Source organism: Lentibacillus sp. JNUCC-1 (assembly GCF_009741735.1).
Taxonomy (GTDB): domain Bacteria; phylum Bacillota; class Bacilli; order Bacillales; family Amphibacillaceae; genus Lentibacillus_B.
On the sequence record NZ_WHOH01000003.1, the window covers coordinates 419,969 to 432,124 of the forward strand.

The following is a 12,156-nucleotide window of genomic DNA, read 5'->3' on the forward strand; positions in this document are numbered from 1 at the left end:
TATGGTCAGTAACCCAGCTGGATTTTGGATAAGGTTAGGTGCGATTATTATAGACCAAATATTTTTATTCCTTGCATTGGGAATCGTGGGTTTTCTTTTGTTTAAAGAATTTCTTGTTGAAGGCTTTTTCGTGGATGCAATAAGTTCGTTATATTTTGTGCTGCTACCTATTTTTTGGTGTGGATATACGGTTGGAAAAAAAGGGACAGAGATTCGTATTGTTCGTGAAGATGGTGATGAAGTGGGTTTTGGAACTATGTTTTTGCGTGAAGTTGTAGGTGGTTTCGTTTATGTTCTAACATTGGGTATTGGTGTGATCGTAAGCGTTCTCATGGTTGGTCTTAGAGAAGATAAACGTTCGATTCACGATTTTATCGCTGGGACCTATGTGACTTATGATGAACCCGATTAAGATTGTGCCCAAGGATAATGAGCTTGTGCTGAAATGGCGATATAATCTTCAACATTTTAAAGTCAGGCAAAGGAGTGTGCATCCACTTGAAACCAGATCAAAATGATATTGTGCTAAGTTTGCTTGTCTGTTTTTTTCTTTCGTTTCTCATTCCCGGCATTATTTTTACCGATGGGCTGGTCCGGTATGAATTCGGTTTTCCGTTTTGGTATATAACGGTGTATCAGACCGAAGCGGGGAGCGTATGGTTAGGCAATAATTTTTTTGCGGGTAACGCTGGGTTGTCCATTAATCCGCTCTTTTTTCTTTTCAATGTGATGATCATGTATTTTGTAATCCACCGTATTAGAAAGCGTCCAAATAAGCGAAGGAAAACGGAGAAGGAGGTCGTGAAATAAACATGTATTCACAACCGCTCTCTCTTATCCGTTAACTTCTGTTTAAGCTGTAAACATTCCTACGCGTTTTGATTTGCGAACCGTTTTGACAGTTGTGCCAGCAGGTCGGGCTTATCATCACGATGCATCACAACTTCAATAAACGTCAGGCTCTCATGATTGTTTTCCGCTGCTGTTAAGGCTTCCTCGAGTTCGGTTTCCGTTTTGACTTTAAACGTTAGGCTTTTCCCTTGGGGGCTGAAAACCTCAGGCAGCTTCTTGTAATCCCACATCGGAATATCATTATAAGGCTGATTTTCTCCGTGAATCGCGCGCTCGACCGTGTAGCCGTCATTATTGATCAAGAAAATAATCGGTTTGATTTTCTGTGAGAGCATGGTTGAAAGTTCTTGTGCTGTCAGTTGAAATGAGCCATCTCCGATAAGAAGAATGTTCCGCCGGCTCATATCGGCAAGCTGTGATCCCAGTAAAGCCGGGAAGGTAAAGCCGATCGATCCCCACAAAGGCTGTCCGATAAACATGGTATCTTTCGGTATTGGCATCGTCGCAGCACCATAGTAAGACGTCCCCTGTTCCGCCAGCAGAATATCGCTTTCTTTCATAAAGTAAGACAAGCGCTCGAAGAAACGGTTTTGCTCAATGTTTTCTTCTTTTGCCTCATATGGCGTCTGATTGATTTGTGCCTTCAGCGGCGTAATATTAAGCTCCTCAGCATTTTTTGGCGTAATTTTATCGCTTAGTGCTGAAAGTGCATCTTTCATAGTAACTGGTGCATATTTTTTGTCTGAAGTCTTCACAGAAAAAGGAGTCATCTGTATCACGTTTTTTCCTGTGAAGTCATAAGAAAAGCCGCCTGTCGTTGAATCGGTCGGTTTGGCACCAATTTGCAGAATGCAATCCGCGTCATCCACGCGCTGCTGTAAGTAAGGCGCACTCAGTTCCCCGTTGTAGACCCCAATAAATTGTGGGTGCTCTTCGTTAAAAGCGCCTTTTCCACCACTCAATATGGTTACAGGAATCCCTGTTTTATTCGCGAATTCCAGCAATTCTTTCCGGTTGTCATAACGGTTTACCTCGTAACCGGCTAAGATGACAGGCTGATTTGCATTGTTAATCATAGGTGTAAGTTCCGCCAGCATCTGGTTTAAAGCTTCGTGATTGCTGGTAGCGACTTCCTCATGTAAAGGACTTTCCGGCTTGTTGGCAGGTTTATTATAGACATCAATCGGTAAGGTGATATGCACAGGGCGTTTTTCTGTCATACAAGCAAGCAGTACCCGGTCAATTTCTTGTGCGGCGTTTTCTTGTGTTAATAAGGTTTGGGCCACAGTCACCTCTTGAAACATTCTGGAAAAGTGGTCAAACTTGCCGTCGCCCAATGTATGGTGGACATACAAACCATTGTCCATCACTTTTGTTGTCGGTGCGCCTGAAATCTTCACGACAGGCACATGCTCCGCATAGGAACCGGCAATGCCGTTGATTGCGCTCAATTCACCAACACCAAATGTTGTGCTTAAAGCAGCAAACCCGTTAATGCGGGCATAGCCATCGGCAGCATAAGCGGCGTTTAATTCATTCCGATTTCCAACCCATTCCATGCCTTCATGATCGATTACATCATCCAAGAAAGCTAAGTTATAATCTCCCGGCACGCCGAACATATGGCGGATACCGAGTTCTGATAAACGGTCTAATAAGTACTTTCCAACAGTATACTCATATTTCATGATTGACACCTCAAATTCGTATTTTTATCATGTTAGATTTAACATATATACATTTTCTATCCCCTGGCAGGTGAAACTTCTGGGCAAAAATGGGATGTATGTATAGATGCATGTCAAAACTAAAGGTCAACTGTATTGACCTTTTTAGAATAACATCTGAACTTTTATAGGTCAACCACATTGACTGATATTTTATTGCAGGCAACATCATGCTGATACCCAAAATGCGGATCATTTGATATTCTTTAAGAAGGGGGTTTAAACGCAATGGACAAAAAACGTGAAGAACAATTAAATGAGACACTTATGCTGTTTTACTTTGCCTACCGTACATTTACAAAAGAACCCGATCGTATACTCGAACAACATGGTATTCACCGTCTCCATCACCGGATATTATTTTTTGTGGCCCGAACACCGAATATTCGTGTTCACGAGCTTTTGAAAACGTTGGAAGTCTCCAAACAAGCTTTACATGCGCCCATGCGTCAGCTCATCGAAATGGGGTATATCAACAGTGAACCGGCTGAATATGATCGCCGTGTCCGGGAGCTGCAACTAACTGAAAAAGGTCAAAAACTTGAGATGCAATTAAGCAATGTTCAACGCGGTAAAATGAATGCCATTTTTGAGGAGATGGGCCCAGAGAGTGAGGAAACTTGGAAAGCGGTTATGAGGCACATCATGGACATGGACCATGAAGGTCATGAAGAATAGCTGAAGACTGGGGCCGTGTTGACAAGCAGGAACCCATTTTTGAAGGCATATGTTTCAGGGAAGATTGATGCCTGATTTGCAGATGTGCGAATCTGATCTCCCCGATAAAGACGACTGCTTATGGTGAAAAGCTGATTCCTAAACGCGTTGAATATAACCAGGGGGGGAACTGCCCACCTGTTTTTGAAAATGGAATGGGGGGAGAAAGAATGAAAAAGTACATAAGAGTCGTTGTCGGTATCAGTTTCATATCTTATATATTTGCACTGGTAATCCTGTTGTTTATCGGTGGCCGGGGTTATAGATTTTCAGACCTTTCGTTACTGGAATATATAATGTCTTCATCCAATCTTGTTCCGTTTAAAACGATCAATGCATATGTACAGGTACTCATTAACGGCAGCATGAATGCCGATATACCCTTAAAAAACCTGCTAGGTAACGTATTGCTGTTTTTGCCCATGGGAATCTATCTGCCTTTTTATATTAAAAAGATGGGGAGAGCGGGCATGTTTATCGTTTCAATGATTGTCATGTTATTTTTGATTGAAGCGGTACAGATCGTCACAAGAAGAGGAAGTTTTGACATAGATGATTTTATTCTTAATATGGCTGGGGCTTTAATAGGCTTTGGAATTTGGAAAATGGTGATGAGAAAAGGATAACTCATGCAGATCACAGCTCTTTTGAAAAGAGGGGAATGGAATGACTTTGTATTATCAAGAATACGGGGATACGGAGGCTTCACTCATCGTGTTTTTACATGGTGGAGGGGTGAACAGCTGGATGTGGGATAAACAAGTCCAGTATTTAACTGGATACCATTGTGTGACGATTGACTTACCCGAGCAAGGACTGAACGCACATGAAGGGCCATTTTCAATTGAATCCAGTGCAAATAAGATCATTGAGCTGATTGAAGAGATTGCTAACGGGAAGCGTGTCACTGTTATTGGTTTTTCGTTAGGCGCGCAAGTTCTTGTTCAAATGTTAAGTGTTAAACCGGATTTAGTTGATCACGCCATGATAAACAGTGCGCTGGTGAAACCGAGCAGACTCGGCGTGGCAATGGTTGACCCTATAATTCGTCTAACATTTCCAATGATTCGAAACAGGACTTTTTCAAAGCTGCAGGCGAAGACACTTTTGATCAGTGCGGACTACTTTGAGAGGTATTACCGTGAAAGCAGTCAGATGGAACGCCATACGCTGGTTCGGATATTAAGAGAAAATATGTCTTTTGAATTACCTGCTGACTTCGCTAAAGCACGTGCGAATATATTGGTGACTGTTGGTGAGAAAGAAAAAGGCATGATGAAAAAGTCAGCACTTGAGTTGGTGCACCATAATCAAAATTGCACTGGTGTAATGATTGCTGGAATTGGTCACGGGGCACCATTGGCAGTACCGGAGTTGTTTAATCAGATGATTGAAGAATGGATAGAGGCTGGTGAAGTCTCATTTGACTCGACAAAAACCACTTTATAGTTGAGTCTAACGTTACGTCATACTTTATGATCATAACCAAGTGATAATTTTTTAGGGGATGGTCAAATGGATACATTCAAAGTTGTAGACACGTTCAGGCAGTATGATGAATTGCTTGAGATTCAGGATTTAGATCGGCGACGAGATTATTTTCGATATGAAATGATGGAGCCCTTTAGGCACATGTGGAACTTGATCAATGTGCCCCTAAAAGCAAAGCAGCAAAATGGCTATGATGTTATCATGGCTGCCAAGATGCTTGGTTTTGCAGATGTCGGTGATGATCAAACGATTAGAAAAGCATTAACTATTCTAAGAGATTATGACGCCTATGCAGTTGCTGAGCGGACGCTTGAAAACTGTATCGTAAAGGCTTCCGATAAGGGACTGAAGATAAATGCAGATGAAGTAAAAATGGGATTGTATGTGTCTGATCCTGAAAAACTGACGCTGCAAAAAGGGTATACGGGATTTGGCGGCATACCGGGCTATATAACTGTGAACATCTATCCAAACGATTACAACTTGCCGAAGATCCCGGCGGTCATCGCTCATGAGTTTCACCACAATATCCGTTTTTCTTATTTTGACTGGGATCATGGGAATGTGACGGTAGGAGATTATCTGGTCATAGAGGGTCTGGCCGAGTCTTTTGCTAAGGAATTGTACGGAACAGAGCAACTGGGGCCTTGGGTGACAAGCATGGATCAAGAGGAACTGGAATATTCAACTGAGGTTATTGGTGAAGCCCTTGATATTAAAGGATTCGCTGAAGTGAGCAGCTATATGTTTGGTGATAAAATTGCCGCGCAAGAGGGGTACCAGCCTGTTGGGCTCCCGTTTTGTGCGGGCTATGCAGTCGGGTATAAGGCTGTTCAGGCTTATATGGAAAAACATGATCAGACGATTTACGAAGCGACATTAATGCCGGCTGAAGAAATCATTCATGGCTGTGGGTTGTTTACTTAGAATTTAGCGGCGCAAGGAACTCAGGTGAATGCGGATCTAGTGCTTCCTTTTTGGAACTGTAAGCGGCAAAGGAGTCCCAGTGTTTGTTAACGTGAATCATTTCGACCGAACCAAATGCATACGCCAAATGATTTATCCGTCGTACGTTTAAATGACTTGGTTATGAGCTCGTTTTTTCTCTTAACTTCTTTCTCGACTGGAGACAATGTTCCTCTAGCCAAGGGGATGTTCAAACTTCTTCTTTTGAGTGTAAGTTTTTGATTCACAATCATCACCTCTCTTGCATTAGGATATGCCAAAGAAATATAATCATGAAAAAAGCACTCAACTAGAGTGCTTTAATTTTTTACGGTATGCTTTTTATGAGATCTTCTAATCCCCAAAATTCTTCGGTTTGCTTCCCTGATTTTCCGGCTGTGATGACTCTCGCCTGCTTCAGCTAGGGGAATATTAAGGCTTCTTCTTGGCGGTTGCGTGTTCATTGATCTGTTAACTCCTTTTCCTTTCTCTCGCTCAGCTAGAATCTTCTTCAACACTCGTCACCACCTTTGTCATGTATATTGTTGTCTACAGCTAAAGTAAAGACCATCAGCATCATATTCAAAATATTGGTATCGACATCGTGGATATTAACTTCATCACTGATACTCGTCACTTTTGCAACATATTCCTCATCTAATATCTGCAAAGGCATTAGCATGTACTTGTCTTTTGACGAATAATACGCTTTTCTGAGTTCCAGTTGTCTTTTTATTTTTCCCTTGGTGTCACCCTTCAAAACCGCAGCTCGTTCTTCTGAAGTTCTATAAGGCAAGACATCAACGTTTAGGAATTCCTTTCCTGCATACGCATTCATGGAGTTCTCTAATTCATGAACATATTCATCCTTACTTCTAGTATAACTTGGATACTCGAATGCGTTCAAGACAAACTCCATATTGTCGACCTTTCTGTTTGTAATGTTCCACAGTTCCTCTGTTTCAGAGACTTGTTTTTCCCTCATTCTCATTTCGTGACCACCAATTTTTGAGATATAAAGATTGAGAAATAATAACGAGTCAACGATCACAAAAGCTACTAACACAATCAGATAGCTTGTCCATTTTTCAAAGAGGCTATAAGGATGGTTGGTTAGGTAAACCAAACAACCCAAAATAAAAATCAAATACCAAGTCCTCCTGATTACGTCTGTATTTTCAACCAAATGCTCCTTTTTCCACGCTAAAATCGTGTAAATGACCAGGAAAACAAATAAAAACCACAAACCTGCAATAATATATGGTGCCATATCTTCTCCCCTTTTTATTGCCTTTTAGTGTCAACAAAAACAAAATAATCCCTTGCCCTCGCAGGGTAGACGCCACTGGTCACCCATAACTCCCAAAAGAAAGCATCCTTTTTCATACCTATACAACCTTCAATAAGAAGGCCAGGTTTGACCAGCTTGCAAGGCATCCCTACAATTTGATAGACTCTGTCGGAATCGATATCATTTATGGTGACAACATCATCGTATACTTCTTTAACTTGGAAAATGCTCTGAATGTTATTCGCATAGTGGTTGTGGTTTGTGGTATTTGAGGTTAAAATCTTTTCGAAGTCCCAGTCATTCTGATGAATACCTGGGAATGCTTGCTGGAAAAGATGGTTTAACAGTTTTTCACAATGGAGAAGTTCTGACTTGGCTTGTGCCTCATACTGCTCAACCACTTTAAGCCATGATGTTCCAGTACGCTGATCCAGCCACTTAACGAATCGTCTGAGCTGCAGCAGAAATATCTCGGAGTCTCTTTGTTTTTTGGATATTGTCATATGGTCGTGGGGATAATGGACAAAAATAAATTTCTCCCAAAAAGATGATTGACATTCTTGCCACGAGGAGGGGCAATGGTCTTCCAATGTATCGGTTAAGTAGTAGGAAAAAATACGAAGAAATTCGTTTGTATGTTTTCCGGAACCCTTTTTTAATTTATAAGCAACTAAATCATCACTGTAAAACTCGAGTAAACCTCTGTAGCGCATATCAAATTTAGAACTAATCTTTAGCTTTTCCATCATTGCTTTATGTTCATCGGGATGGGAAAAAGTTTGCATTCGAAAGGTTACTTCGGTGTGGCCTTGAGAAGTACTTTCGGAGGATGGAACAATTCCACGGGGATCAAAATAGTGATTTTTCATAAGTGTCATCTACTTTCTATTAGATTTAATAATGAGATGCGTTTGCTTGAGGGGAGCGGGGGAAAGGTTAACATAATTATAGCATGACTTGTCAGAAATGGAAGTTTTATTTAAAGATTTTAAAAGCGTATAACATAAGCTCTAAAGTGCGCTGTGTTGAAGTGAAATGTACAGGTAGGAGTTGCACGTTTTCCTCCGTACAGAATTCAGATTACAATCAGCATGGAGTTAGCTGATAAATTCGCATATATATTGAATTATAGATTTATGTTGTTTTTTTGCCCCCTCGGTTATAATTTAATGAGAATGATCTTCAGTCAGCTGACGGGCCGGCGCGTGGATCCGAGCTTTGTTTGTTACCCGCCTTTTTACAGCAACTTTGGGAAAAATATAACGATCGGGAAAAATGTGTTTTTCAATATGGGGTGTACGTTTCAGGATAGAGGCGGTATACATATAGCTGACAATGTGCTGATTGGAATGAACGTCACGATTGCCACATTGAATCACGGGTTGGCCCCGGACGAAAGGGACACAACAATTGCCTCACCTGTTTACGTCGAGAAAAATGTCTGGATTGGAGCGAATGTGACCATACTGCCCGGTGTTACGATCGGTGAGAACGCTGTGGTCGCAGCTGGCGCGGTCGTGACGGGAGATGTCGCAGCGAATACTGTTGTGGCAGGTGTGCCGGCGAAACGGGTTAAAACGCTGTGATAAAGATGAGCTGTTTTCAGCTACCTCGCGGGATGCGGCCGATAAATGCAGCCGCTGCTCTGGAAAAAAGATTGACTTTTAGTATGTGAAATGGTTTACTATTAATATAATTTCAAAGGGGAGTAGCTTTTACAGTTAAGTCGTCAATTCAGAATGTGGCTCACATTCTCGGCTTCTCTGGCAACTCGGACGTGTTGTTAGCAAGACCTTTGCCTATGTGGTAAAGGTCTATATTTTTTTAGGGGCTTTTACCATGTGGATGGTACGAGCCTCTATTTTTTTATATCTGAAGGGAGCACACAACATGGACGGCATTTGGCTGGAATACGGATGGACATTATTAGTACTGATTGGACTTGAAGGGATTTTATCTGCTGACAACGCACTCGTTATGGCGGTGATCGCAAAGCATCTCCCAGATGATCAAAAAAGAAAGCGATCAATTATGGCATTATCGGTGCCTTTATTTTTAGATTTGGTGCCTTGTTTGCGATATCGTTCATTGCCAACGTGTGGCAGGTTCAGGCGATTGGTGCCGCATACTTGATTTATCTGGGCTTAAAACACGTGATCTCAAACAATTTTGGTTCGAAAGATGATGAGGAGAGTAAGTTGGAAAAGAATGCTGCTGGGAGCGGGTTTTGGCCTACTGTTGCCAAAATCGGGCTGACGGATCTTGCTTTTGCCATTGATTCCATTCTTGCAGCGGTGGCGCTCGCGATCGTGCTGCCGAATAGCCCGCTGCCGAATTTTGGCGGTATGGACGGTGCCCAATTTGCCATGGTTGTCCTAGCGGGGATTGCTGGCTTGATTCTTATCAAATTTGCCGCAACATGGTTTGTAAGCCTGCTTGACAAACGGCCGGGCCTTGAAACAACTGCATACTTAATCGTAGCCTGGGTCGGCGTGAAACTTGCCGTGATTACCCTGAGCCACGAATCAGTGGGGATCTTGAGCGAGAGCTTCCCGCACAGTACAGGCTGGAACTTCACTTTCTGGGGACGCTCCTTGGAATCGCCGTCTTAGGCTGGTTTGCTTCTGGTAAAACGATGCCAGAGGAAAATAGAGCGTAATCGCTAAACAGTGAGCATAATTACTGCATGTTTGATGCGTGGGTGCTAGTGTGACATATATGCTTGAAACAGCATGATTTTGATAGTCGTTTTAGGAGGCCTTGCAGTTATATGAAAAAGAAATATGAACCTTTGTTTGACCATGTGCAACTCCGCAACAAAACGGAATTGAGAAATAGATTTGTTTTAGCACCACTCACACATGTGTCATCAAACGCAGATGGTACCATTTCAGATGATGAAATTAAATATATGGCGCAGCGATCGAAGGATGTCGGTTTAGCGATTACTGCGGCGAGTCATGTGACAGATCTGGGAAAGGCGTTTCCTGGCCAGCCTTCTGTGGCACATGATTCCGATATTGATGGTTTAAAACGGTTGGCGAAAGCGATGAAAGAAAATGGTGCCAAAGCCGTTGTGCAAATTCATCATGGCGGGGCCCAGGCACTGCCGTATTTAACGCCTAATGGCGACGCGGCCGCACCGAGCCCGGTAACATTGCGCAGTTTCGATGAAGAAGCTGAGCATCATGCTCGGGAAATCTCACAAGACGAAATTGAGGAGACGATCAAGGCTTTCGGTGCGGCCACCCGCCGTGTCATCGAAGCCGGTTTTGACGGTGTGGAAATTCATGGTGCCAACCGCTATTTAATTCATCAATTCGTGTCACCCCATTTTAACCATCGTGAGGATGAATGGGGAAAAAACCGATTTAAGTTCCCGATGCGTGTGGTGGATGAGGTTGTTCAAACCGTTAAAACACATGCAGATGACTCGTTTATTGTTGGGTATCGATTTTCTCCAGAAGAGCCTCAAAATCCAGGCATTCGTATGGAAATCACCGAAGAATTGGTGAAGCAACTAATCGAAAAGCCATTGGATTATTTACATGTTTCCTTAATGGATGTGCATTCAAAAACGCGTGCCGGTAAATATCAAGGCCAAGAAAGAATTGCCCTCCTCCATCAATGGATTGACGGGCGCATGCCATTAATTGGTATTGGGTCGATCTTTACGGCAGATCAGGCATTAGAAGCTGTAGAATCCAAAAACATTGATTTATTGGCATTGGGCAGAGAGATTCTTTTAGATCATACCTTTGTTGATAAAATCCAAACAGGTAACGAGGACGAAATCGTGTCTGTATTTGATCCCGATCGAGCGGACAAACATGATTTGCCGCCCAAGTTATGGGAGCAATTTTATAAAGGATTTTACCCAGTGCCAAGAACAGACCAGCAAGATCCCCGTTCCTCGGTGTGATTGGATTGTTTAGTGGTAATAGCGGTTTGAGAACGCATATAACAGATTGGCGGCGGTGCAGGGGCTATCCAAGTTTTTGAGGCTGATATCCAGAATTATTTTCATATATCCAGAATTTCACGGTAGATATCCAGAAAAAGAAGCGTTTATCCAGGAATCATGAGGATTTATCCAGAATTCACCTCGGTTTATCCAGGTTCCCGGCGGCAAGCGACAGCCACCGCAGCCCAGCCGTCTGCAGAAACATCCCGCCTAGTACACTAAACCTACAACAAAGGCCGGTCCTGCATCGTGCGGACCGGCCTTTTTGATTTACATATTCGCTGCTTCGTTAGCAGATGTTTTCACGTCGTGACTATGTTTCCGATGATACAGCACGTTCACAATGGCACCAATCATTAAAATCAGTCCAGTCAGGAAAAACCAGATCATTAAAACAATGACGCCGCCGAGACTGCCGTATGTGGCCGAATAGCTGCCGAAGTTACTGACATAGAATGAGAAGCCGAGCGAGACGAGCATCCATAGCACACTTGCGGTGACAGCACCGGGTAAGACGTGCTTGAAAGGGAAGTTCTTGTCTGGTGCGAGTTTGTATAACATCGCGAGCAGAAGCGTGATGACGACCACACTGACCACCCAGCGAAGAACCTGAAACAGGAGTGTCATTGCTGCAGACAGGCCGAAGAACGACTCGGCGAAATCCAACAGGACGCTTCCGAATACAGGTAAGAGAATCGCCACGCCCAACGCCAGAATCATGCCAAGGGTCAGACCGAGTGCGATGAGACGCACAACGATGAAATTTCGTGACTCTTCCACTTCATAGGCCTGATTGGTGGCTTTGATGAACGCATTAATACCTGCAGATGATGACCACAAGGCACCGATAATACCGACTGTTAAGAGGCCGCCCCTTGGGGTATTCACCAAGCTGATGATATTTTCTTCCAAAATGGTGCCGATGCCGCTTGGCAGTACTTTTTCAATAAATCGAACGATGTCATTCGGATCAACGTTGAGATAAGGAATAATTGTAAAACAGACGACTAATAATGGCACACTTGCTAATAAATAATAGTAAGCCTGTGCAGCGGCTAGAGTTGGAACATTATCTTTCTGAAACTTTTGCATGAATGTTTTTCCATAGTTTATAACCTTAGACATATGCATACCTCCAACGATGCTTTGTTGACTATATACCCCGTTGG

At 42.9% G+C, this 12,156-nt stretch carries 13 protein-coding genes and 1 pseudogene; 9 read left to right on the forward strand and 5 right to left on the reverse strand.

Going from position 1 to position 12,156, the window contains the following annotated elements:
- Nucleotide 1 precedes the first annotated feature (1 nt).
- Both JNUCC1_RS12540 and JNUCC1_RS18300 read left to right on the forward strand, forming a co-directional pair.
- Nucleotides 2-412, forward strand: a complete 411-nt coding sequence (locus tag JNUCC1_RS12540; protein WP_156645799.1) for an RDD family protein — start codon at nucleotides 2-4, stop codon at nucleotides 410-412.
- 86 nt (nucleotides 413-498) lie between these two features.
- Nucleotides 499-810 (forward strand): hypothetical protein, encoded by a 312-nt coding sequence (locus JNUCC1_RS18300; RefSeq protein WP_197431735.1) that lies wholly within the window; start codon nucleotides 499-501, stop codon nucleotides 808-810.
- Between the two features lie 59 nt (nucleotides 811-869).
- On the opposite strand, the gene JNUCC1_RS12545 is transcribed toward JNUCC1_RS18300, so the two are convergent.
- Complete coding sequence (locus JNUCC1_RS12545) at nucleotides 870-2,540, reverse strand: alpha-keto acid decarboxylase family protein (RefSeq protein ID WP_156645800.1); 1,671 nt, start codon at nucleotides 2,538-2,540, stop codon at nucleotides 870-872.
- Nucleotides 2,541-2,807: 267 nt separating this feature from the next.
- On the opposite strand from JNUCC1_RS12545, the gene JNUCC1_RS12550 reads away from it, so the two are divergent.
- From JNUCC1_RS12550 to JNUCC1_RS12565, 4 genes are all read left to right on the forward strand, one after another.
- Nucleotides 2,808-3,257: a MarR family winged helix-turn-helix transcriptional regulator gene (locus JNUCC1_RS12550; RefSeq protein ID WP_156645801.1), complete on the forward strand. Its 450-nt coding sequence runs from the start codon at nucleotides 2,808-2,810 to the stop codon at nucleotides 3,255-3,257.
- Between the two features lie 209 nt (nucleotides 3,258-3,466).
- A complete protein-coding gene (locus tag JNUCC1_RS12555; RefSeq protein ID WP_156645802.1) occupies nucleotides 3,467-3,922 on the forward strand; it encodes a VanZ family protein in 456 nt (151 codons plus the stop codon).
- Nucleotides 3,923-3,962: 40 nt separating this feature from the next.
- Entirely contained in the window at nucleotides 3,963-4,745 is a 783-nt protein-coding gene (locus JNUCC1_RS12560; RefSeq protein WP_156645803.1) for an alpha/beta fold hydrolase, read from the forward strand.
- Nucleotides 4,746-4,811: 66 nt separating this feature from the next.
- Complete coding sequence (locus tag JNUCC1_RS12565; protein WP_156645804.1) at nucleotides 4,812-5,714, forward strand: DUF2268 domain-containing protein; 903 nt, start codon at nucleotides 4,812-4,814, stop codon at nucleotides 5,712-5,714.
- 86 nt (nucleotides 5,715-5,800) lie between these two features.
- Here JNUCC1_RS12565 and JNUCC1_RS12570 read toward each other — a convergent pair whose 3' ends face one another.
- The 3 genes from JNUCC1_RS12570 to JNUCC1_RS12580 form a co-directional block, all read right to left on the reverse strand.
- Nucleotides 5,801-5,980: a hypothetical protein gene (locus tag JNUCC1_RS12570; protein WP_156645805.1), complete on the reverse strand. Its 180-nt coding sequence runs from the start codon at nucleotides 5,978-5,980 to the stop codon at nucleotides 5,801-5,803.
- Between the two features lie 263 nt (nucleotides 5,981-6,243).
- A complete protein-coding gene (locus JNUCC1_RS12575; RefSeq protein ID WP_156645806.1) occupies nucleotides 6,244-7,002 on the reverse strand; it encodes a type II toxin-antitoxin system SpoIISA family toxin in 759 nt (252 codons plus the stop codon).
- Between the two features lie 14 nt (nucleotides 7,003-7,016).
- Nucleotides 7,017-7,808: a hypothetical protein gene (locus JNUCC1_RS12580; RefSeq protein WP_231784211.1), complete on the reverse strand. Its 792-nt coding sequence runs from the start codon at nucleotides 7,806-7,808 to the stop codon at nucleotides 7,017-7,019.
- Between the two features lie 384 nt (nucleotides 7,809-8,192).
- On the opposite strand from JNUCC1_RS12580, the gene JNUCC1_RS12585 reads away from it, so the two are divergent.
- The 3 genes and pseudogenes from JNUCC1_RS12585 to JNUCC1_RS12595 all read left to right on the forward strand — a co-directional run bounded on the left by JNUCC1_RS12585 (nucleotide 8,193) and on the right by JNUCC1_RS12595 (nucleotide 10,945).
- The gene (locus JNUCC1_RS12585) at nucleotides 8,193-8,609 is read left to right on the forward strand and encodes a DapH/DapD/GlmU-related protein (RefSeq protein WP_269448174.1); all 417 of its coding nucleotides are present in this window, start codon (nucleotides 8,193-8,195) and stop codon (nucleotides 8,607-8,609) included.
- Nucleotides 8,610-8,913: 304 nt separating this feature from the next.
- Nucleotides 8,914-9,682, forward strand: a pseudogene (locus tag JNUCC1_RS12590) (TerC family protein).
- Between the two features lie 111 nt (nucleotides 9,683-9,793).
- Nucleotides 9,794-10,945: an NADH-dependent flavin oxidoreductase gene (locus JNUCC1_RS12595; protein ID WP_156645808.1), complete on the forward strand. Its 1,152-nt coding sequence runs from the start codon at nucleotides 9,794-9,796 to the stop codon at nucleotides 10,943-10,945.
- A 312-nt stretch (nucleotides 10,946-11,257) separates the two neighbouring features.
- On the opposite strand, the gene JNUCC1_RS12600 is transcribed toward JNUCC1_RS12595, so the two are convergent.
- Nucleotides 11,258-12,112 (reverse strand): YihY/virulence factor BrkB family protein, encoded by an 855-nt coding sequence (locus tag JNUCC1_RS12600; protein WP_156645809.1) that lies wholly within the window; start codon nucleotides 12,110-12,112, stop codon nucleotides 11,258-11,260.
- Nucleotides 12,113-12,156 lie beyond the last annotated feature (44 nt).